Annotated in this window: 20 protein-coding genes; 1 reads left to right on the top strand and 19 read right to left on the bottom strand. The window is 62.2% G+C overall.

Going from position 1 to position 21,114, the window contains the following annotated elements:
• Positions 1 to 119: 119 nt before the first annotated feature.
• The 7 genes from QT222_RS20000 to QT222_RS20030 all read right to left on the bottom strand — a co-directional run bounded on the left by QT222_RS20000 (position 120) and on the right by QT222_RS20030 (position 7,395).
• A complete protein-coding gene (locus tag QT222_RS20000) occupies positions 120 to 1,256 on the bottom strand; it encodes an aspartate aminotransferase family protein (RefSeq protein WP_491478174.1) in 1,137 nt (378 codons plus the stop codon).
• Positions 1,253 to 2,191 (bottom strand): acetylglutamate/acetylaminoadipate kinase, encoded by a 939-nt coding sequence (locus QT222_RS20005; protein WP_491478175.1) that lies wholly within the window; start codon positions 2,189 to 2,191, stop codon positions 1,253 to 1,255. The genes QT222_RS20000 and QT222_RS20005 overlap by 4 nt, the downstream gene beginning before the upstream one ends.
• Before the next feature lie 58 nt (positions 2,192 to 2,249).
• On the bottom strand, positions 2,250 to 3,293 hold the full coding sequence (argC, locus tag QT222_RS20010; protein ID WP_004058744.1) for an N-acetyl-gamma-glutamyl-phosphate reductase: 1,044 nt from the start codon (positions 3,291 to 3,293) through the stop codon (positions 2,250 to 2,252).
• The gene (gene lysX / locus QT222_RS20015) at positions 3,290 to 4,165 is read right to left on the bottom strand and encodes a lysine biosynthesis protein LysX (RefSeq protein ID WP_491478176.1); all 876 of its coding nucleotides are present in this window, start codon (positions 4,163 to 4,165) and stop codon (positions 3,290 to 3,292) included. The genes argC and lysX overlap by 4 nt, the downstream gene beginning before the upstream one ends.
• Positions 4,166 to 4,167: 2 nt before the next feature.
• Positions 4,168 to 4,347 (bottom strand): lysine biosynthesis protein LysW, encoded by a 180-nt coding sequence (gene lysW / locus QT222_RS20020; protein ID WP_491478177.1) that lies wholly within the window; start codon positions 4,345 to 4,347, stop codon positions 4,168 to 4,170.
• 320 nt (positions 4,348 to 4,667) lie between these two features.
• Positions 4,668 to 6,134: an argininosuccinate lyase gene (argH, locus tag QT222_RS20025; protein WP_491478178.1), complete on the bottom strand. Its 1,467-nt coding sequence runs from the start codon at positions 6,132 to 6,134 to the stop codon at positions 4,668 to 4,670.
• Between the two features lies 1 nt (position 6,135).
• Positions 6,136 to 7,395, bottom strand: coding sequence for an argininosuccinate synthase (locus QT222_RS20030; protein WP_137685654.1), 1,260 nt, complete (start codon positions 7,393 to 7,395; stop codon positions 6,136 to 6,138).
• Between the two features lie 309 nt (positions 7,396 to 7,704).
• Here QT222_RS20030 and QT222_RS20035 point away from each other — a divergent pair, with 309 nt between their 5' ends.
• Positions 7,705 to 8,730 (top strand): sodium:calcium antiporter, encoded by a 1,026-nt coding sequence (locus tag QT222_RS20035; RefSeq protein WP_491478179.1) that lies wholly within the window; start codon positions 7,705 to 7,707, stop codon positions 8,728 to 8,730.
• Between the two features lie 33 nt (positions 8,731 to 8,763).
• Here the strand turns inward: QT222_RS20035 and QT222_RS20040 are convergent, their stop codons facing one another.
• From QT222_RS20040 to QT222_RS20095, 12 genes are all read right to left on the bottom strand, one after another.
• A complete protein-coding gene (locus QT222_RS20040; RefSeq protein ID WP_491478180.1) occupies positions 8,764 to 9,972 on the bottom strand; it encodes a cation:proton antiporter in 1,209 nt (402 codons plus the stop codon).
• Positions 9,972 to 10,457, bottom strand: a complete 486-nt coding sequence (locus QT222_RS20045; RefSeq protein WP_491478181.1) for a cation:proton antiporter regulatory subunit — start codon at positions 10,455 to 10,457, stop codon at positions 9,972 to 9,974. Before QT222_RS20045 ends, QT222_RS20040 begins: the two co-directional genes overlap by 1 nt.
• Positions 10,458 to 10,556: 99 nt before the next feature.
• Positions 10,557 to 11,159, bottom strand: coding sequence for a dolichol kinase (locus QT222_RS20050; protein ID WP_491478182.1), 603 nt, complete (start codon positions 11,157 to 11,159; stop codon positions 10,557 to 10,559).
• Between the two features lie 7 nt (positions 11,160 to 11,166).
• Positions 11,167 to 12,951, bottom strand: a complete 1,785-nt coding sequence (gene glyS / locus QT222_RS20055; protein ID WP_491478183.1) for a glycine--tRNA ligase — start codon at positions 12,949 to 12,951, stop codon at positions 11,167 to 11,169.
• Positions 12,944 to 13,798 (bottom strand): CBS domain-containing protein, encoded by an 855-nt coding sequence (locus QT222_RS20060; RefSeq protein WP_004058723.1) that lies wholly within the window; start codon positions 13,796 to 13,798, stop codon positions 12,944 to 12,946. The genes glyS and QT222_RS20060 overlap by 8 nt, the downstream gene beginning before the upstream one ends.
• Positions 13,799 to 13,931: 133 nt before the next feature.
• The gene (locus QT222_RS20065; protein ID WP_004058721.1) at positions 13,932 to 14,492 is read right to left on the bottom strand and encodes a DUF7529 family protein; all 561 of its coding nucleotides are present in this window, start codon (positions 14,490 to 14,492) and stop codon (positions 13,932 to 13,934) included.
• A gap of 66 nt (positions 14,493 to 14,558) precedes the next feature.
• Positions 14,559 to 14,963 carry a DUF7555 family protein gene (locus QT222_RS20070; RefSeq protein ID WP_004058719.1) on the bottom strand — a complete coding sequence of 135 codons (405 nt, stop codon included), beginning with the start codon at positions 14,961 to 14,963 and terminating at the stop codon, positions 14,559 to 14,561.
• Positions 14,963 to 16,330, bottom strand: a complete 1,368-nt coding sequence (locus QT222_RS20075; protein ID WP_491478184.1) for an ABC transporter ATP-binding protein — start codon at positions 16,328 to 16,330, stop codon at positions 14,963 to 14,965. Before QT222_RS20075 ends, QT222_RS20070 begins: the two co-directional genes overlap by 1 nt.
• The gene (locus QT222_RS20080) at positions 16,327 to 17,379 is read right to left on the bottom strand and encodes an ABC transporter ATP-binding protein (protein ID WP_004058715.1); all 1,053 of its coding nucleotides are present in this window, start codon (positions 17,377 to 17,379) and stop codon (positions 16,327 to 16,329) included. Before QT222_RS20080 ends, QT222_RS20075 begins: the two co-directional genes overlap by 4 nt.
• Positions 17,376 to 18,815, bottom strand: a complete 1,440-nt coding sequence (locus QT222_RS20085) for an ABC transporter permease (RefSeq protein WP_491478185.1) — start codon at positions 18,813 to 18,815, stop codon at positions 17,376 to 17,378. The genes QT222_RS20080 and QT222_RS20085 overlap by 4 nt, the downstream gene beginning before the upstream one ends.
• A 6-nt stretch (positions 18,816 to 18,821) precedes the next feature.
• On the bottom strand, positions 18,822 to 19,868 hold the full coding sequence (locus tag QT222_RS20090) for an ABC transporter permease (RefSeq protein ID WP_491478186.1): 1,047 nt from the start codon (positions 19,866 to 19,868) through the stop codon (positions 18,822 to 18,824).
• Between the two features lie 156 nt (positions 19,869 to 20,024).
• Positions 20,025 to 21,114: ABC transporter substrate-binding protein (locus tag QT222_RS20095; protein WP_491478187.1), on the bottom strand; the 1,090-nt coding region annotated here is incomplete at its 5' end.

Below are 21,114 nucleotides of genomic sequence, written 5' to 3' on the forward strand. Positions count from 1 at the left end.
TTCGGGTGCGTCCGTCTGGCTCTCCGTTTCGGGTGCGTCCGTCTGGCTCTCCGTTGCTGACGCATCTGTCTGGTCCTCCGCTTCTGCCTCCGCGGCCGCGTCGTGGTCGATTCCGGCGTTCATGACAACACGTTCGTCATCGCATCCACCGCGCGGTCCGCGTGCTCTTCGTCGATTATCAGCGGCGGGAGGAACCGGACGACGGTCCGACCCGCGGGGAGCGCGAGCAGTTGCTCGGACAGCGCGAGGTGCTTCAGCGTGCGGTTCGCGCCGCGTTTGACCTCGACGCCGACCATCAGTCCCTCGCCGCGAACGTCGCGGACTGGCAGGTCGTGTTCCTCGACGGCCGCTTCGAGTTCAGTCGTGAAGTAGTCGCCAACCGCGGCGGCGTGGCCGGGCAGGTCCTCCTCGACAATCGTATCGAGCGTGGCGTTCGCCGCGGCGCAGACGACGGGGCCGCCGGAGAACGTCGAGCCGTGAGAGGCCGCGCCGTCGGCAATCCAGTCGGCACAGAGCGTCGCGCCGAGAGGCAGGCCGTTGGCGATGCCCTTCGCGCTGGTGAGGATGTCGGGAACGACGCCGACGTTCTCGCAGGCCCACAGCGACCCCGTGCGACCGATGCCGGTCTGAATCTCGTCGAAGACGAGCGCGGCACCGGCACCTTCGGTCAGGTCGCGGGCGGCTTGCAGATACTCCGCAGCGGCGGGGTTGATGCCGCCTTCGCCCTGAATGGGTTCGAGGAAGACCGCGGCCGTCTCGTCGTCGATGGCGTCGGCCAGTTCTTCTTCGTCGCCGTAGGAGACGAACTCGACGCCCCCGGCGACCGGCTCGTAGGGCTTCTTGTACTTCTGTTTCCACGTGAGCGCGAGCGCGCCGAGGGTACGGCCGTGGAAGGCGCGCTTGGTGGCGATAATTTTCTGGCGTCCGGTGGCCGAGCGGGCGAACTTCATCGCCGCCTCGTTGGCCTCAGTGCCGGAGTTACAGAGCCAGACGTTCGAGAGGTCGCCGGGCGCGACGGTCGCGAGTTTCTCGTAGAGTTCGGTGCGAACGTCTACGGGATACGACGCCTGCACGTAGGTCAGCTTCGCGGCCTGCTCTTGAATCGCGGAGACGACGGCGGGGTGCGAGTGGCCGAGCGCCGCGACAGCGTAGCTCGCGCCGAAATCGAGATATTCGGTGCCGTCGTCGGCGTAAAGGTACGCCCCCTCACCGGATTCGATAGTGATGGGTTTCTCGTTGAAGACGAAGCCGCTCATTTCGCTTCGCCCCCTGCTTTTTCCGCCACCAGCGCACCGGGCGTCACGTGCGTGCCGCCGCCGTTGAGCGCGGTCACGATGGGGTCGTTCAGGTTCGCATCGGAGACGATAACCTCGGCGGCCCCGCCGTCGAGCGCTTCCTTTGCGGCCATGACTTTCTTCGTCATGAAGCCCTCAGCAGCGTTCTCCAGCGCCGCGAACTCGTCGGGCGTGTCGGCCGTCTCGATGAGCGTCGATTCGTCGTCGGGGTCCTCGTAGACGCCTTTCACGTCGGTGAGAACGACGAGTTTCGCGCCGAGTGCGCCCGCGACTGCCGCTGCGGCGCGGTCGGCGTCGGCGTTGACCGGCACGCCGTCGTCGGCCAGCATCGGCACGGTCACGATAGGGGTGTAACCGCCGCCGAGGAGCGTTTCGAGGAGCGAGGCGTTCACCGAGGTAATCTTCCCGGAGTGGTCGCCGCGCTTGATTTTCTTCTTACCGTCTTCGACGACGCGGACGGCTGACTTGCGCGGGCCGGTGAGGAGGCCACCGTCGACGCCGGAGAGACCGAGTGCGTCGACGCCCGCCTCGCGGAACAGCGCCGTGAGGTCGGTGTTGAGTTTGCCGGGCATCACCATCGAGAACACCTCCATGGTGTGCTCGTCGGTGAAGCGGCCGCTGACACCGGAGGGCGATTCGACGTAGGTCGGCTCCTCGCCGAGTTCTTCGAGCGTCTCGTCGACGGCGGTCGAACCGCCGTGGACGACGACGACGTCGGTGCCGTTGGCGACGAGGTGTGCCACGTCTTTGACGGCTCCCTCGGGGTCGACGGCTTTCGCGCCGCCGATTTTGACGACGACCGGCGGCTCGGTGCCGCCATCCGTGACGAGATTTTTCTCGTTATCGACGAGCTGTTCGTGTGCCGCGAGCAGTTCCTCGCGTGTGTATCCTGTCATAGTCGAAATGGTGCGATAGATGGTCAGTCGGGGGACGGAGTGTGTTCAGAGACGGTGCTCAGGGTGAGCCAATCGGGTGGTAGCCGGTGAAGTCGAGGCCGGCTGTCTCCTCTAGGCCGAGTGCGATGTTGGCGGCGTGGACCGCCTGCCCGGCGGAGCCTTTCATCATGTTGTCGATGGCCGAGAAGACGACGAGTCGGCGGTTCGTTGGGTCGATCTCGAAGCCGACCTCGCCGAAGTTGGTGCCTGCAACGGACTTCGGCTCGGGGTAGCGATAGACGCCGCCACCGCCGGCGACGGTGCGCATGAAGGGTTCGTCGCCGTAGGAGCCGCGGAACGCTTTCCACATGTCGCCCTTCGAGACGGGTCCGTCGGGGAAGACGTGACAGGTCGCCGCCGCGCCGCGGACCATATCGACCGCGTGGACGGTAAAGGAGACCGAGAGACCGAGATATTCCTCGATTTCCGCCTCGTGACGGTGTCCGGTTGGTGCATAGGGCCGGACGATACCGGAGCGCTCGGCGTGCGACGATGCCTTACTTGCGCCCGCGCCGCCTTCCGAGGAGCCGACTTTCACGTCGACGACGACCTGCTCGTCGCCGGAGAGGATGTCGGCATCGAAGAGGGGCTTCAGGCCGAGAATCGTCGCCGTCGCGTTGCACCCGCCCGCGGCGATGAGGTCCGCTCCGGGAAGGTTTTCGCGGTTCAGTTCGGGCAGTGCGTACTCGGATTTCTCCAGATACTCGGGACAGATGTGGCCGTCGTACCACTCGTCGTACTGTGTCTCCTCGGAGAGACGGAAGTCAGCAGAGAGGTCGACGACGGTGTCCGCAGCGTCCTGAAACGCGTCGATGTGCTCCATCGAGACGCCGTGGGGCGTCGCCGTAAAGAGCACGTCCACGGATTCGAGGTCCGCAGGCGAGGTAAAGCGGAGGTCGAGGTGACGAAGGTTCGGATGGACGTGGCCGACGGTCTTGCGCTCGTAGGAGCGGCTCGTCGCCTGTGCCACCTCGAAGTTCGGGTGGCCGTCGAGCAGGCGAAGCAGTTCGCCGCCGGTAAAGCCGGAACCACCGACGACACCCGCGGTCAGTTGTTCGCTCACGCTGAGACTCCCGCGAGCGTCTTTTCGCCTTCGACCGTGGCTTCCAGCCAATCGACGACTGCTGCGGGAACGTCCACGTCGACGGCGTCGTTGAGCGCCTTGAATTCGACGGTGTGGTTGACTTCGTGAACCGTATAGTCAGAGCCGGTCTCCATGAGGTCGATGCCGAGTAGGCCGCCGCCGACCGCGTCGGACGCCTGTTTCACGAGTTCCTTCGCGCGGGCGTCGAGTTCGAACGCCTCGGCGTCGGCACCTTTCGCGGCGTTCGTGAGCCAGTGGTCCGACGAGCGGGTCATCGCGGCGATGGGTTCACCGTCGACGGCGAGGACGCGGATGTCGCGGCCGGGCTTCTCGACGAACTCCTGAATGTAGAACACCTTGTGCTCGTAGTTGCCGAGCGTGGCTTTGTGTTCCAAAATCGCCTCGGCGGCTGCCTCGGAGTCGATTTTCGCCATCAGGCGCCCCCACGACCCGACGACGGGCTTGAGCACGCAGGGGTAGCCGAACTCCTCGACGATGTCCATCGCCGATTCGACCGTGAAGGCGACCTTCGTGTTCGGCGTGGGCACGCCAGCGTCGGCGAGCGCGAGACTGTTTTTCGCCTTGTCGGCGCAGATGTCCGCGGTCTCGTGGGAGTTGACGACGGGAATGCCGTACGACTGCAGGAAGCGCGTGATGTAGAGACTCCTGCTCGTCGCCAGACAGCGGTCGACCACCACGTCGAGTCCGTCGAACGATTCCGGCGGCTCGGTGAGGTCGAACTGCTCTTTCCGAACGTCTATCTTCGTCACTTCGTGGCCGCGCTCGCGAAGCTCGTTCAAGAGGAGCTTCTCGTCGCGGCGAATCCGGGAGTAGAGCAGTCCAATATTCACGCTTACTCTCCCCAATCCTCTTCGAGTTCAGGTGCTTCTTCGAGTGTCACGGGGTCGAGAGACACGACTTCGAGTTCTGCGCCCGTGGCGGGACTGTCGATAATTTCGCCGACTTCGACGTCGTCCGGCAGGTCGATTTCTTCGCCGCTCAGCGGGTCTTCCGCAGTGATGGTGTCGCTCATTACATCCTTGGCTGGACGGTGGTTGGTATTAAATCCGTCGAAAATTACACAGCAAAAAATAGCGAAAAGAAGTGTCTAACGCGATTTAACGGGCGAATTGGCCGATTTTGGTAACCGGCCGAACAACGCGTCGAGCTTGGGTGCCACGCTCACTCGACGCCGGGGACGGGACCGGTCGCGGAACCGGTCGAATCGTCCCCTGCGTCGGTCGCGGCGCCGGTCGCGGTCGTCGCGGAACCGAAACCGGTCGTCGCGGTCGTCGCGGAGCAGTCGCTCGCGGCGGTCGCGGCAGGCGGGAGACGGCAGCGGCGTGCTCGTGTTCAGACATAGTTCGAAACCTCCGCTTCGAGTTGCTCGGCGGCGGCCGCGAGCGAGTCGCGGGCGTCGGCAACGGCGGCCGCATCAGCTTCGAGTTCGTCGCGGGCCGTCGAAAGTGTCGCTTCAACGGCAGCGGGCGCAGGCCCGCCGACCGAATCGCGACTGGCGACGCTCTCCGTTGGGTCGAGCGCGGCTTCGACGGCCTCGGCTGTCACGTGTGTAAAGAGAGACTCACCTAATACGTCCGTAGCGACGGCGTCAAGTGTTGCCACATCGGGGGTTCCCGACGAGCGCGAGGCGGCCTCAGCGACGACTTCGTGGGCCGTGCGGAACGGTAATCCGGCCATCGCCAGGAGGTCTGCCACGCCGGTTGCCGTCGAGAAGCCGTCGCCCGCGGCGGCCGCGAGTTCGTCTTCGGGCCACGTCGCGGAGGCAACTGCCCCGGCGGCGACTGCGGTCGCTTCGGTCACGTCGTCGACGGCGCGGAAGGTGTGCTTGTGAGCGCGCTGTAAGTCGCGGTTGTACGCGCGCGGAAGCCCCTTGAGCGTCGTCAGGAGTCCGGTGAGTTCGCCGACCGCGTCGCCCGCGACGGCGCGGACGAGTTCCATCGTGTCGGGATTCTTCTTTTGCGGCATGATGGACGAGGTCGACGAGTAGTCGTCCGAAAGTTCGACGAGTCCCTTGTTCGAGAAGACGACGAGGTCTTCTGCGAGGCCGGAGAGCGTGACGGCGTGGGTCGTGAGCGCCGAGAGCGTCTCCGCGAGGAAGTCGCGGGTCGCCGAGGCGTCCATCGAGTTCTCCATCACGCGGTCGAAGCCGAGCAGGTCGGCCACGAGTTCGCGGTTCACGTCGAAGGGCGTGCCCGCGAAGGCCGCCGACCCGAGCGGTGACTGGTTGATGCGCTCGTACGCGCACACGAGGCGGGCGCAGTCGCGGGCGACCGCTCGCTCGTACGAGCACAGGAAGTGCGCCACCGTCGTCGGTTGGGCGGGTTGCAGGTGCGTGTAGCCGGGCATCACCGTCTCGGTGTGCTCGGCGGCCGTCTCGATGAGCGATTCGCGCAGGGCGAGTGCAGCGTCGAGCGCGTCGAGTACGTCGTCGCGCAGGCGGTAGCGGATACAGGTCGCCACCTCGTCGTTGCGCGAGCGGGCGGTGTGCATCTTGCCGCCGTCGGGACCGACGCGGTCGATGACTGCGGCCTCGATGGCTTCGTGTACGTCTTCGCCGCCGGAGAGTACGTCGTGACCGGCGGCTTCGACCTCGTCTAACGCACCGAGGATGTCCGTGGCAACGTCGGACTCGATGATGTCCTGCGCCGCGAGCATCACGACGTGCGCCCGGTCGACGGCGAGGTCGGCCTCGAAGATGCGTTCGTCGGCCGCGAGACTCGACATGAACCCGCGGGCGGGGCCGCCGCTGAAGCGGTCCCGGCGGATGACGCTCCCGGAGTCGCCGTCCTCGCCTGTCATGTTATTCTTCGCTGCCGCCGTCTGCGGCCAGTTCGGGCTTCTGCTTTTTCGTGCTCTGGTTGGCGAGACGCGCCTGGAAGCCGTGGTACTTGGCGACGCCCGTCGCGTCGGCCTGTTCGATGCCGTCGACCGTCTCCGTGTTGAAGGAGGCGGCGGACTCGGAGTAGGCAGCGTAGTCGGAGTCGCGGCCGACTGCGCGGGCCTGCCCGCCCTCGAACTTGACGGTTACGGTGCCCGTGACGCGCTCTTGGGTTTTCTCGACGAACGCGGTCAGTGCGTCCATGAGCGGGGCGTCGATGAGACCTTCGTAGGCCTTCTGGGACCACTCGTCGTCCACGGTGGCCTTGAAGTCGCGTTCTTCTTTCGTGAGGACGAGTCCTTCGAGCGCCTTGTGCGCGTTGAGGAGCGTCGTCGCCGCGGGGTGTTCGTAGTTCTCGCGCACCTTCAGACCGAGCATGCGGTCTTCCATCATGTCCGTGCGGCCGACGCCGTGTGCGCCTGCCTTCTCGTTGAGGAACTCGATGAGTTCGAGTGCGTCCATCTCCTCACCGTCGATAGCGACGGGGTAGCCGTTTTCGAACGTAATTTCGACGAGTTCCGTCTCGCCGGTGGGCTGTTCGGTCCACTCGTAGATGCTTTCCGGCGGGACGTAGCTCGGGTCTTCGAGGTTGCCGCCCTCGATGGAACGGCTCCAGAGGTTGGTGTCGATGGACCAGACGCCTTCGTTGCCGCCCTGTACGGGGAGGTCCTTCTCGGCGGCGTACTCGATTTCCCACTCGCGGGTCATGCCCATCTCGCGGACGGGGGCGATGACTTCGAGGTCGGAGGCACGCCAGACCGCTTCGAAGCGGAGCTGGTCGTTCCCTTTGCCCGTACAGCCGTGTGCGATGCCGTCACAGCCCTCTTCTTCGGCGAGTTCGAGGATTGCTTCCGCGATGACCGGGCGTGCGAGCGCGGTGCCGAGCGGGTAGCCCTGATAGTCCGCGTTCGCACAGACGGAATCGAGACAGAGCTGTGCGAATTCATCCTTTGCATCGATGACGTAGTGGTCCAGTCCGAGAGCTTCGGCCGTCTCGTAGGCCTCCTCGAACTCCTCTTCTGGTTGGCCGACGTCGACGGTGACGCCGATAACTTCGTCGTATCCGTACTCCTCTTCGAGAATCGGGACGCAGACTGTTGTGTCGAGTCCGCCCGAGAACGCGAGTGCGACTTTCTTCATGTACCTGTTTGTGGCATAGACTCGTAGATAAATTCTTTGCATTGTATTTGTGAAATTAAGTGGTAGAGATGCCTATGGGCAAGAAAACTAGAGATTAGCAATTTCGACGTGTCCCGAAGGATATGGTAATATTGGCCCTAAAGGGCCGGTCGTCGGGTTCGGACAGCAGCGGCTCGCAGCGGGGCAAAAGTGGCGAAAGTGATGCGAGTCGCCATAGTTGTGAAACGGTACTACCTCATTCCTATTAAACGCTTTCGGCGACGCAACCTTCGCCGGAGTGCTCGCGCTCTCGCACGCGCTCGAAATATTGCCTGCATTACATTTTTGGCCGTATCGAGCGGTTCGCGTCCTATGAGTTGGCCTGTACCCACCCCTCTGATATTCCCGCCCCAACCGACGATTTCTCCCCCGCTCGTGGGCGCACTTCTCGCTGCCACCGTCGCGCTCGGCGTGATGGTCAAGGCGGCGCAGGTCGCTGTCGACCACCTCGTCGCTGTCGCACGCGCGTTCAAAATCTCTGACGCGATTCTCGCCTCCACGATTGTCGCTGTCGGAACGAGTCTTCCCGAAATCGGGTCGCACCTCGTCGCTTCCGCGGGTATCCTCTCTGGAACCCTCGACTATCGAATCGCGTCGGCCACCGTTATAGGTGGCAACATGGGTTCTTCGACGGTTCAGCAGACGCTCCTCGTCGGCGTGTTCGTGCTCGGGATTGGCCGAACGGCCTTCTCGTCCTCATTTCTTCGGTCGACGTACTATCCGATGATTCTCACGTTCGTCGCGACGCTCGTTCTCGCGCTCGACGGGACGATTTCTCGCCTCGATGGCGTCGCTCTGCTGGTCGGATTCGGTGCGTACGTCCTCGTGGGTCTCCGAATCGCGCCCGAAGACGGTCACTCGTACGACGGTGCGAGTACGAACCACGTCCGCGACGTTGTAGTCGCCGTCGGAGCGCTCGTACTCGTCTTTGGGAGCGCATACGTCGTCCTCGCCGTTGTTCAAGACGTTGTGGGGATACTCGGTCTCAACGGGTCCATGGTCGGCGTCGTCACCATCGGTCTCGCCTCCGCGCTTCCGGAACTTACCACCGTCGTCGAAGCGATTCGGCGGCACTCGGTCGACATCGGTCTCGGGACGCTCATCGGGTCGAACGTCGTAAATCCGCTCGTCGGATTCGGACTCGGCGGGTTGCTTTCGACCTACGCCGTCCCGCCGTCCGTGATTCGCTGGGACCTCCCATTCAAGCTCTTCGTCGCGGTGGGTTTTCTCCTCGTAGTCCGTCGAAATGACGGGATTGCGACTCGCCGCGAGGGCACGTGGCTCGTCGGTGCCTACTTCGTGTTCGTGAGCATCCGGTTCCTCTTCTACGCGACCTGACTGGGTTCTCCCTTCACGATTCGGCAACGGTAGTCACTGCCCGCCCTTGACGACTCCATCTGACTCGCCGCGAAAGACCAGTCGCTCCACGAGGTCCGACTGCTGCATCAACACCGTCCCGAGCGCGCTCATGACGAAGACGTAGCCGACGGCGAACGCCGGAATGACCTCGCGCATGACGGGTGTCGTCCCCGACGCGGCCAGCGCCGCGATGACGAGCGAGAACTCGCCGCGCGGAACCATCCCGAGGCCGACGCGGAGCGACCGGGATGCCGAGAGGTCGTAGGTGCGACCGCCGACGTATCCGGACACCACTTTTGCGGGCGTCGTTAGCACCACTGCAAGGACCAACGGCACCGCCGCCGCGGTCAACAGCATCGGGTCCGTTCCGAGTCCAATCCAGAAGAAGAATATCGCCGCGAACACGTCCCGAACCGGGATGAGAGTGCGTTCGATACGCTCTCGGTGTCCGCTGGCCGAAAATCCCATCCCGACGAAAAATGCCGCGACGGCTTCGCTCACACCTAACGCCAGCGCCGCGCCCGCGACGGGAACGACGACGGCGAGCGCCCGGAGGACGAACGCTTCCTGATTTCCGATGTCGAGGACGCGGGTGAACAACCCTGTTCCGTACTGGACGGCGACGAACAGGAGTCCGAGGAAGCCGAATGCGATAGCCAGCGACCGGCCAATTGCGCCGAAGCCGCCTTCTCCCCCGAGGACCAGCGAGGTGACGACGGCGAGGTAGACCGCGATAGCGAGGTCTTCGAAGACGAGTGTGCCCAAGATTGGCTCGGATTCGGGGTCCGCAATCCACCCGAGGTCGATGAGCGTCTTCGTCACGATGGCGGACGACGAGATGTAGACGATGCCGCCGAGAAGCAGCGATTCGACGAACGACCACCCGAGAAGGAGACCGATTGCGATGCCGAGTGGGAGGTTCACGCCGAGGTCGACGACCCCGGCGCGCCCGATTTCCGACCCGGACGCGCGAAGTCGGTCGAGACTGAACTCCAGTCCGAGAAAGAACAATAGGAGGACGATACCGAGTTCTGCGAGAAGCGCGATGACCTCACCGTCGGCGACGTAGGGCAGTCCGAGGCGACCGGCGACGTAGGGTCCGGCGACGACACCACCGACGACGTACAGCGGGATGACCGACAACCCGAGTCGCAGCGCGGCCGCTCCGGTGAGCGCGAGGACGACGAACAGGTAGCCGAATTCGAGGAGCGCCGCCGCCATCAGGCCCCGGTGACGAGTTCGACGAAATTTCGGCAGGCCTCACGCGGTCCGATGACGACGAGTGTGTCCCCGGCTTCGACCATCGCGTCGCCGCCAGGCGAGGCGATAACCTCGTCGTCGCGCTCGATGGCGATGACCGACGCGCCGGTTGCTTGCCGGAGATTCGACTCGCCGAGCGTCTTTCCGACTACGTCTGCGTCGGCACCGACTTCGACCCACTCGATGAGCGTACTGTCGCCGAGCAGCGTCTCAATCCTCGTCGGTTCGACCGGCTGAAAGTACGCACCTTCGAGGAGCGTCCCGACCTGCCGCGCGAGTTTATCGTCGAGTTCGAACAGCTTTTCAGAGTCGCTGTCGGCGCTCTCGCGGCGGAACACCTCTCGTTTCCCGGTGTTGTGCGTCACGATGATGAGGCGCGCTCCGTCACCGAGTTCCACTTCGTGTTTCTTCCCGACGCCCGGAAGGTCGCTCTCGTAGACGGTCACGACAGTCACATTCGTCGGCGAGAGAAATAAAATCGTGTTACGGTGTCACAAAATCTGGTCGTGCCGGTGCGGTCCTATTCGTTCGATTCGTCCCGGGATTCAGGCAATAAGCCAGAGTATCGACGCGATAGCGACGCAGGCGACCGGCGGAATCGAGACGTTGTCGTCGATAACGTAGCCCGCGACGACCGGTTTCGCCCCGTCTGCCAGCGTCGCCCCGGCGGCACCCGCAGCGGCCGCCACACCTCCAGCGATAAATCCGAAGGCCGGAATTACGAACGGCGCGGCGAGAGCGAGACAGACGGTGAACATCACCGCGAGTGTCCGGACTGACTTCCACTCGCCGACCGGCGCGGAACCGAGAAGCCCGCTAATCGGGTCGCCGATGGTGAGCATGAGCATCCCGGGAACTGCAATGTGTGGGCTGAAAACCAGCGCGACGGCGGTCTGACTGTAGACGTATAGCGCGTAGCCCGCGATGTTGTCCTGTTCGTATTCGCGAGTGAGTTCGTCGTAGATACGCCAATCGAGACCACCGAACAGTCGAAGGACTTCGAGAACGCTGACGACGACCGACAGGAAGACGAACAGGTACCCGAGCGTCTGCCAATTGACAATATCGAGAATGTACAAAAGGGGCATCCCCGACCCACTCGCGTGGACCAGTCGCCGCTTCACTTCGGCGGTACTCGGGCGTCCCACGGCTCTGTTAGGCCTCGACGATTTCGTTCTCGTCGAGCACGTCGTCGAACGAGGTGGTTCCCGCGCGCAGGCCGACGAGGGTCTGGACGAGGTCGTCGACCGGCAGCCGAACCTGCTGACCGCTGTCGCGCTCGCGGATGGTCACGGTGTCTTCGCCGTCGCCTTCCATCCCATCGCGGTCGATGGTGATACAGAAGGGCGTCCCGACTTCGTCCTGTCGGCGGTAGCGCCGACCGATGCTGCCGGAGTCGTCGTAGACGACCGCAAATCCGGCCGCGCGAAGCTCTTCGGCCACGTCGTCGGCGAGGTCCACGAGTTCCTCGACGTTGCTGACGAGGGGGAAGACGCCGACGTTCGTCGGCGCAACCGAGGGCGAAAGCGACAGGAACGTCCGTGCTTCGCCGTCGACCTCGTCGGTCTCGTACGCGTGCGCGAGAAGCGTGTAGACCGTGCGGTCGACACCGAACGACGGTTCGACGACGTGCGGCGTGATGTGTTCGCCCGCTTCGGTCTGCGTCTCGACCGAGAAGTTCGCTACGTCGGTGTCGACGGTGACCTCCTCGCCGTCGATATCGAGTGTGACTTCGTCCGCGTCGAAAGCGTCCGGGTCGCGCTCGGCGAGTGCTTCGAGCGCGTCGGCCACGTCCGCGGCCTGCGCGCCGAACTCGGGACCGAGCGTCGCCATGTCGGGGTCGACGACGGCGCGTTCGACCGTCTTGGGTTCGTCGTACTGCTGGAAGACGGTGAAGTCGTCGTCGCCGTACTCGCCGTGCTTCGAGAGGTCGTAGTCGCTGCGATACGAGAAGCCGGCAATCTCGATCCAGTCGCCGTCGACTTCGCTTTCTGCGTCCCAGCAGTCCGCAGAGTAGTGGGCGCGTTCGCCCGCGAGGTGCTGGCGGAAGCGGAAGCGGTCCATGTCGACGCCGACATCCTCGTACCACTCTTGGGCGATGCCGAGGAAGTAGCCAATCCACGCGTTGGCGATGATGCCCTCGTCGACCGCCTCGCCGATGGTCGTCTCGATGTACTCGCCGTCTTCTTTCTCCTGTTCGGTCGCGGGGTAGAGAAGCACCTCCACGTCTTCGACCGCTGAGAGGTCGGCTTCGTCGCGCTCGGGGTCGATGAAGTGTTCGAGTTCGGCCTGCGTGAACTCGCGTGTGCGGACGATGTTCTTCCGCGGGCTAATCTCGTTGCGGTAGGCGCGACCGATTTGCGTCACGCCGAACGGGAGTCGGTTGCGCGCGTACTCCTTGATGCGCGGGAACTCGACGAAGATGCCCTGTGCCGTCTCGGGACGGAGGTAACCGGGCGTCTTCGAACCGGGACCGATGTTCGTCTCGAACATCAGGTTGAAACTCTCGACCGACTGGCCGGCGAGGTCTGCGCCACAGTTCGGACAGACGAGACCGAGGTCGGCAATCTCATCGGCGGCTTCCTCCAGCGAGAGCGTCTCCGCGTCTTCGAGGTCGGAGTTGTCCTCGATGAGGTGGTCCGCGCGGTGGGATTCGCCGCACTCGGCACACTCGACGAGCATGTCGTCGAAGCCGTCGAGGTGACCGGACGCCTCGAAGACGGGTTCGGGCATGATTGTCGGGGCCTCGATTTCGAGGTTGCCCTCCTGTACGGCAAAGCGCTCGCGCCACGCCTCTTCGACGTTGGACTTCAGGGCCGCGCCTTGCGGGCCGTAGGTGTAAAACCCGCCGACGCCACCGTAGGCTTCCGAAGAACCGAAGAAGAAGCCGCGACGCTTCGCCAGTTCGGCGAGTGCGGCGGATTCGGTACCTTCACTCATATAGCGCCTCCAGCAGGTTGATGTCGCGGACGATACCGATGAGTTCGTCGCCGCTGACGAGCGGAATCTGTTCGATATCCTCTCGAATCATCATCTGTGCGGCGTCCTTAGCGGCGGCGCGCGTCGAGACGGTTTCGAGGTTCTCAGTCATGAACTTCGAAACCGGTTCCGCCGGAATCTCGACGTTGCGGGTTGGAATGTAGCGGTTGCCGACCGCCTTGATGCCTTCCCACATCCACTTGTCGTCCTGGTTGGCGACGGAGTCACCGGTGCCTGCTTCGCCTTCGACGACGCGAGCGACTTCGATGATGTCGACTTCGGTCACGATACCCGCTAGCGAGGCCTCGTCGTCGAGGACGACGGCATAGGGGACGTTCGCGTAGTAGATCTCGCGCTCGACGACCGGGAGGGGAACCTCCACGTACGTCGTGTTCACGTCGCGTGCGGCGAGGTCGCCGACCGGCGTCTCGCCGTCGATATCGCCACGAGCGATGGTGCGGATGACGTCGGTGACGGTGATGATACCCTCGATGGTATCACCGTCGACGACGGGGATTCGGCGCGCATTTTCGGTGACCATCGTCGCGGCGGCCGCTTCGAGGTCGTCGTCGGCGCTCGCGGTCGGTACTTCGCGGACGAGCACCGCGAGTTGGTCTTCGTCCGGGTCCTTGATGAGGTCCTCTCGGGAGATGAGACCGCGGTAGTTCGTGCCTTCGTCGGTCTCTTTCACCACTGGCACAGAGGAGAACCCACGCTCTTGGAGGTACTCCAGAACGTCGTCGCGGGTGCCCGGAAGGGACACCGTCACGACCTCCTCACCGGGAGTCATCGCGTCGGCTACTTTCATACCCCCGCTTTCATCCCCCCGCCTAATGTACTCTGCGAAGGCTCGCGCCTGATTCACACAGTGGGTCTCAAACTGCCAAACCTTCTGAAAAAATGAAAATAGAAGAAAAACCCGGCGTGAGAAACAGTTGCTGTCAGTCGGAGTTCATCGCCTCGGAGTCAACGTCTGCCCAATTTTCGACGGCAGTAACGCTCGGGAAGAATTTCTCGTAGTCGTCGTGACGGAACGAGCCGAGATGGGTGCCATCGAGTTTCTGGATGTGCGTGTACATCGTCTCTGTTTCAGTCGCAGCACGCACGCAACCGAGTGAGTTCCTGAGTTCGAATACCCCCGCGATGAGAATCGCCGTCTTCGACTCGGGGTCGCGGAACTCCGTGACGATAAACACTTTGCCGCTCTGCTCGGCACGATACACCTCGTACTCGGGGAAATCATTCGATTCGACCGCTTCCGCGAACGGTTCGGCCTTGTTCCCGGGTATAACGTATACTAGTCCGAAGCGGTCATCATCGTCGCTTTGGCCCGTCGGTGCAGTGCTCCCTGCCTGAATCGTAACCGTCGACCACCCGTCGTCTTCCAACTCCGCAGCGAGCGCTCGCATATCTTCGAGCGTCGCCGCCCAGGCTTCTTTTTCCGCTCCCGCGTTCGCGGCGAGTCGCTCACCGCGGTTGACTCCCTCTCCAGTCTCTGGCATACACCTACGTCACCGCTCGTCGTGGTAAAAGTTGTCGAAGACTGTGAATTTACGGTCTCCGGCGTCTCAAGAGCCCATCCCGATACCGATACCGAAGATGACCTCCATGGCCAGCGAGGTGGCTAAGACGCTGAGGCTTGCGACAAACAGCTTTGCCGAAACCGACAGTCGCTCCGAGGCCGGGAGGTAGTATTTCGATGGAAGCGCTCCCGCAACGGCGGCCTGTATGCCGACCGGCTCACGTGACGGTTTCTCTTTGTCCTTCCAGAGCGGCGTTGGACGGAGTTTGAGCGCCGAATAGGCGAGCATCACGAACCCGACGAGGAACATGAACCACTTCGCGCCGAGAAGTGGACGAATCCTCACGAGCAACGCGAGCAACGCTCCAAGGCCGAACACGACGGCGGTAATCACCAGTGCGTACGCCCCCGCATCGATGAACTTGATTCCGAGCCGCCTCGTGTCGACCATCAGTCGTCTGCGAACAGACCGCTGTGTGTCTCCGTGTAGGCTTCGACTGGCTCTTCGTAGTCGTTAGCGTGCCGGTGACAGAGGCTCGTCCGTCCAGTATTGCCCACGGTGTACTGCTCGGGTTGTTCGGTGTCGCATACGCTTCCGAACTCCTCGCGAAGGTACTCCTCAGCGCGCTCGGGCTTGTCCTGGTCGACGTACTCGATGGCCTCGTGGATGTGTGACGATATCTCCTGTGGCACGTCGATATCTCCGAACAGCTCCGATTCGACCTCGTAGATGTCTGTCAGGCGGGTCTCCCTGCCGAGGAGGTTGCTGATGCGTTCTGTTAGGCTCAGTTCGACACGGCCGCGTTCGCGGATAACCTCACGCAGGATGCTAATCCGTTCCCAGAGGTCGTCGTCGACATCGCTGTACTTGCCCGGCCGAATCTTCACCGGACACCGCGTCGAGAACGGGCACCCAACCGGCGGGTCGCGCGGACTTGGCGGCGTCCCGCGCAGCGTGATTCGGTTCCGGTCACTCGTCGGGTCCGGTTCCGGAATCGCAGACAGTAAGGCGTGTGTGTATGGGTTCGCCGGGTCGTCAAACAGCGCCTCCGTGGGACCGATTTCCATGATGTTACCGAGGTACATCACGGCGACACGGTCGCAGATGTGGCGAACCACAGAGAGGTCGTGCGCGATGAAGAGATAGGTCAACCCGAACTCCTCTTGCAGGTCGTCGAGCAGGTTCAGGACCTTGGCCTGAACGGACACGTCGAGCGCCGAAACGGGCTCGTCGAGGACGATGAATTCGGGTTCAAGGGCTAGTGCACGGGCGATGCCGATTCGCTGGCGCTGCCCGCCCGAGAACTGGTGAGGGTAGCGGTAGTAGTGCTCTTCTTGCAGCCCGACGGTCGAAAGTAACTCTCGAACCTTCTGTGTGCGCTCTTTCTGTGTTCCAATCTCGTGGACATCGAGCGGCTCGCGGATGATTTCACCGACGGTCATCCGGTCGTTGAGGCTCGACTCGGGGTCTTGAAACACCATCTGGGTGTTCTTTCGCCACTTCTTGAGTTCGTCTCCTGAGAGCGTCGTAATGTCGCGTCCGCGGCGGAGCACCTCTCCGCCGGTTGCCTGTTCGAGGCGAACGAGCGTCCGACCGAGCGTCGACTTACCACACCCTGACTCGCCGACGAGCCCGAGCGTTTCACCCTTCTTGATGTTGAAGTTCACACCGTCGACTGCCTTGACGGGTGTCCCACCGAGCAGACTCCCATCTTCGTAGTACGTCTTGAGGTTCCGCACCTCGATAAGCGTCTCACCCGATGAGACCTCTTCGGTGGCGCTCATCATCTGACCGTTCGCGTTTGTGTGTGTGCTCATTTGGAATCACCTCTCTCAGCTCGGTGAGTTTCAATTGCTTCTGCCGTGCTCATGTCCTCGGGGTACAGGAGACATGCTGCGGTGTGGTCGTCTGCATGCTCAGTGACAGGGACAGACTCCGGGTGGACGGTGTCACACTCCTCGAAGGCCTTCGGACAGCGCGGGGCGAACCGACAGTACGTCGGCTCTTCGTTCGGTGTTGGAACATCTCCCTCGATTGTACTCAGGCGCTCGCCGGCTGCAGTTCGCCCGGGAATCGACTTGAGGAGGCCCTGCGTGTAGGGATGACGAGGGTTTTCGAACAACGCTTCGACTGATGCGCTCTCGACGACTTCTCCTGCGTACATCACGTTGACGCGGTCTGCGACCTCGGCGATAACACCCATGTCGTGCGTGATGAACATGATTCCCAGATCACGCTCTTCTTTAAGCGTGTCGAGCAGTTCGAGAATCTGGGCCTGAATCGTCACGTCGAGTGCCGTCGTCGGCTCGTCACAGATGAGCACTTCGGGGTCGCACGCGAGTGCCATCGCGATGACTGCACGCTGGCGCATCCCGCCAGAGAACTCGTGTGGGTACTCTCGAAGTCGGCGTCGTGCGTCGGGAATCCCGACAGCTTCCAGCAGTTCGACGGCCTCGCTGGTCGCTTTCTGCCCACTCAAATTCTGGTGAAGTCGGAGTGCTTCTTTGATCTGGTTCCCGACCGTGTACACTGGATTCAGTGACGTCAGTGGGTCCTGGAACACCATCGCGATGCCGTTCCCACGAATCTTCCGCCACTCTTTTTCTGTTTTCTGCGCTAGGTCGTCTCCCTCGAATTCGATTCGGCCGCCTTCGATGCGGCCGGGGGAGTCGACGAGGCCCATAATCGACCGGGCGGTCACACTCTTTCCGGACCCCGACTCGCCGACGATACCGACCGTCTCGCCGCGGTAGATGTCGAAGCTCAACCCGTCGACAGCGCGGATGACCTCCTTATCCGTGTAGAAGGAGGTCCGCAGGTTCTGCACGGAGAGGATGGGCTTGGCGCCTTTGGAACGGCCGCTCATACGCCCGACCCCCCTGCTGCAGCAGCTTCAGTACTTTCTCCGCCCTCACTCTGTGGGTCGATTGCGTCACGGACACCGTCACCGAGCGCGTTGAAGCCAGTCACGACGAGCGTGATGATGAGACCGGGAAGGAGCGAGATGTGCCACGAGACACTCGCAACGTATGGTTGCCCGTCTGTAATTAGCCGCCCCCACTCGGGTGTTGGCGGTGAGATGCCGAGGCCAATGAACGACAACCCGGCGATGGCGATTATGATGCCACCGAGGGTCATCGACGAGTAGACGAGAAGGTATCCGATGACGTACGGTGCCATATGTTTCTTCATGATGACGAGCGGTGCCTGACCGAAGCTCTCCGCAGCGTCGATCCACTCTTGGCCCGACACTTGGAGGGCGGGACCACGGACTGCACGCCACAGACTCGGCCAGTAGAGGACGAAGAAGATGCCGACCATTAACGCGGCCCCATCGTACAGGTCCCCAAGCCACGTTCCGCTAAAGACCACGAAGACGATGATGAGCAACATGAACATGGGGATTGCCTGTACGGAGTCACTTGCGAGGACGGCGGCGAGGTCTGCAATACCCTTGTAGTAGGCCGTGACGAGTGCGAGGAGCAACGCCATACCCGCAGCAAGCATGATTGAGAGGAGCGCGATGGAGAGCGATACCCTCGCACCCGAAGCGACGAAGGTAAACAAGTCCTTACCGTCTGTCGTTGTTCCGAATGGATGGAACCTGCCGAAGTCATCGTATTGCATCGGGCCGACGTTCCGGTCTGACGACCCCTTCGAAGAGGACTGGATGTTCGCTTGACCGACGATGGTCGATTCGACGGAACTCGCCTCTTCATCCCAGTAGGTAATCTCGCTCGAGTACGGGTTTCGAATGTTCTTATCGACCGTGGTCGGACCGATTGCTGGCGCGAACACTGCCATCACGAGGAATATCGCAACGACGACGAAGCCGAACTTCCCCCAACTGTGGCGGCGGAAGCGATTCACGATGTCGTCACCGGGCGTCCAGTCGGCTTCGCGGTAGTGTTCTCGGTATCGGAAGTACCCGTTGATGAGCCAGCCGATGAACACTGCCGAGTACGCATACACGAGCGCCACCCGGATGAACCACGCAATTCCGGGTTCGAGACCGAGGAAGTTGCCTTCCCAGGTCGTCCCGTTGTAGTGCCCTGAATTACCGATGACATCACGCGAGAGGAGCGTCGGAATCTGGTCGCCGAACGCCCTGATGCTCGCCGCGACCTCGGCTTGCCCGAGTACTCCGAGCACTGCACTGAGCAAGCCACCAACGGCTTGGACGAGTGCACCCACTTCGGGGAGGATAAGGACCACACCGATAGCGGCCCACACGAGCGCGGGGCGGGGGTTGGCTGCGATGCGATCCGTGAGTTTGCTGTCTTGGTTTTGGTTCTCAATCATATCGTGTCAGTTCTGATCAATTCCGACGCGGGGGTCCACGACGGTGTAGAGGATGTCTTGGAGGATGTTCACGGACACGAGCAAGACGATAGAGATGTACATCAACGCACCCACGAGCGGGAGGTCACCCTGCACGGATGCCTGATAGAACAGGTACCCCATCCCGTTGATAGCGAATACCAGTTCGACGAGGACGGACCCGCTGATGAGGATGAACGCCTCGCTCGTGATGATTGGAATGAGCGGGATGAGCGCGTTCCGGAACACGTGCTTCCAGACGATACTTCGCTCGGAGAGACCTTTCGCACGCGCCGTCTCGACGTAGTTGGAGTTGATAGTCTCCAGTACCGCTGTGCGCCCGATACGCATCTCGTTCCCCATGGACGACGAGCCAAGAACGAGGGCTGCGGGGGCAACTTGTTTGGTTGCCTTTAGGAACTCGGTAAATGCCTCGCCGGGGTTCGTGAGCGATTCGAGCGGATGCGCCAAGAACGCGAGCGAGGGCGGTGTCACGATGTTCGTTTCAACGAGTAGCGACGACCACTCGAATCCGAGCACCTTGTTCGACTGCGCAAGGATACTGACGAAGATGACGGCGAGCCAGAAGTTCGGCATTGCGCGCCAGACGATACCCCCGAACGAAGCGAGGTAGTCTCCGACGGTGTTCGGACGGAGTCCCGCGTAGAACCCAAGCGGGATACCGACGAACAGCGCGATGAGCACCGACCAGAAGCCGAGCCACATCGTCCGCGGGAGGTAAATCAGCACGAGTTCGAACGCCGGCGTACCCGGGCTGATAACCCACGAGTTGGGCATATTAAGCGTCACCAAATTCACCAGGTAGTCGAAGTACTGCTGCCACAGCGGGTCGTTCAAGCCAAGTTGCTGCCGAATCCGTTCCGCTTCGGCACCCGTTGCACCTTGGGGACCAAGGATAGCCGCGGCCGGGTCTATCGGCCCGAGCCGGATAATGAAGAAGGTAACTGTGACACCAAAGAGGACTACTGGAAGCGCTAGTAGAATCCGTTTGAGTAGATACTCCCAGCGGCTCATTTTCCACCCCTATGCCAGTTCTTGTCGCTCATACTATGTAGGTCTTGAACAGCCATCATGATTATGTCTTACGTTATGCTCGCGGAAACATTTACCACGGACACTGAACCTTCGGTTCACTGCCTGATTGTTGAAAAATCGGCGCGCTGAGTTGCGTTACTTACTCTCGGAGAGCGTGATGTCCTTGTCCATTGCGGACGCAGCACCCATCGCACCCGGCGGCTGGTAGTCGATCCGGTCGTACCAGAACAGCTCACCCTTCGGGTGGTAAAGGTTGATGAAGCCGACGTCTTCCCAGTTGGCTTCTTCGAGGGCGACGTATGCCTCGTCGCGTGCGGCGGCAGCCTCCTCGGTCGTCGCCTTGTTATCGAGGACAGTCTGCCACGCATCGGTCGCCTTCTGCGAAGCGTCGCCGGTTTCTTCGCTCCAGTCGAGATACGAAACCGGGGTCGACTCGCCACCGATGATGGTGTCTGCCGGGTTCAGAAGCTGGAGGAAGTTGCTCGCTTCTGGGTAGTCGGCACCCCATCCGAGCGTGTACAGTTCGAGGTTACCCTGACGACCGCGCTGGGTCAGCGTCGCGAACGGCGCTTCCTCGATCTTCATGTTGATGTGAACGCTCGCAAGCTGGTCGCGGAGAATCTTCGCCATCGCCGACCAGGTTGCCGACTTGTACTGCGTCCATTGCAGCGTGTACTTGTTGTCCTTGTTGTACCCTTCTGCTTCCATGATCTCGCGGGCCTTGTCGAGGCGAGACTCGTTGATGCCGTATGGGTACTTTTCTTCGGCGTGCTTGTCGTAGGCGCTGGAGCCACCGGGGTAGATTGCCGGTGGGGTGAGGTGGAACGCGGAGCGACCGCGGTTCTTGAAGACCTCGCTCACGATGACTTCGCGGTTAACTGCGTATGCGACGGCTTTGCGGACCGGCTTCGGCACGTTGGACATGCTAAAGCCGATGTAGTAGGTCGTGAGTTCGGAGATTGCCGAGTAGTTCAGGGTATCACCGTTACGAACCGGACCGTAGCTACCGAGTTCACGGCCGACATCGTCGGTCTCTTCGACGTTCACAAGGCTGGGGTCGTACTTCGGCGTCGGAATTGCGAACGCGTCGGCGTTCTTCTCCATCGTGTACGTCCATTTGGCGTCGGTGTCTTCGATGATCTGCCAGTGGACGCCGTCGTTTTTGACTTCGCCGCCGAAGTAGTCGTCGTACTTGACGATGTCGACAGACGTACCCTGTTCCCAC

This window comes from Haloferax sp. s1 (assembly GCF_058382125.1).

Excerpts from the sequence above, each read along its gene's own strand:
- QT222_RS20090 (WP_491478186.1), bottom strand. The coding sequence starts at position 19,868 with ATGAGCCGCTGGGAGTATCTACTCAAACGGATTCTACTAGCGCTTCCA.
- glyS (WP_491478183.1), bottom strand. The coding sequence starts at position 12,951 with ATGAGTGAAGGTACCGAATCCGCCGCACTCGCCGAACTGGCGAAGCGT.
- QT222_RS20065 (WP_004058721.1), bottom strand. The coding sequence starts at position 14,492 with ATGCCAGAGACTGGAGAGGGAGTCAACCGCGGTGAGCGACTCGCCGCG.
- QT222_RS20040 (WP_491478180.1), bottom strand. The coding sequence starts at position 9,972 with ATGGCGGCGGCGCTCCTCGAATTCGGCTACCTGTTCGTCGTCCTCGCG.
- QT222_RS20070 (WP_004058719.1), bottom strand. The coding sequence starts at position 14,963 with ATGGTCGACACGAGGCGGCTCGGAATCAAGTTCATCGATGCGGGGGCG.
- QT222_RS20080 (WP_004058715.1), bottom strand. The coding sequence starts at position 17,379 with ATGAGCGGCCGTTCCAAAGGCGCCAAGCCCATCCTCTCCGTGCAGAAC.
- QT222_RS20005 (WP_491478175.1), bottom strand. The coding sequence starts at position 2,191 with ATGACAGGATACACACGCGAGGAACTGCTCGCGGCACACGAACAGCTC.
- QT222_RS20060 (WP_004058723.1), bottom strand. The coding sequence starts at position 13,798 with ATGAAAGTAGCCGACGCGATGACTCCCGGTGAGGAGGTCGTGACGGTG.
- QT222_RS20030 (WP_137685654.1), bottom strand. The coding sequence starts at position 7,395 with ATGCAAAGAATTTATCTACGAGTCTATGCCACAAACAGGTACATGAAG.
- QT222_RS20075 (WP_491478184.1), bottom strand. The coding sequence starts at position 16,330 with ATGAGCACACACACAAACGCGAACGGTCAGATGATGAGCGCCACCGAA.
- QT222_RS20000 (WP_491478174.1), bottom strand. The coding sequence starts at position 1,256 with ATGAGCGGCTTCGTCTTCAACGAGAAACCCATCACTATCGAATCCGGT.
- argH (WP_491478178.1), bottom strand. The coding sequence starts at position 6,134 with ATGACAGGCGAGGACGGCGACTCCGGGAGCGTCATCCGCCGGGACCGC.
- QT222_RS20085 (WP_491478185.1), bottom strand. The coding sequence starts at position 18,815 with ATGATTGAGAACCAAAACCAAGACAGCAAACTCACGGATCGCATCGCA.
- QT222_RS20035 (WP_491478179.1), top strand. The coding sequence starts at position 7,705 with ATGAGTTGGCCTGTACCCACCCCTCTGATATTCCCGCCCCAACCGACG.
- lysW (WP_491478177.1), bottom strand. The coding sequence starts at position 4,347 with ATGAGCGACACCATCACTGCGGAAGACCCGCTGAGCGGCGAAGAAATC.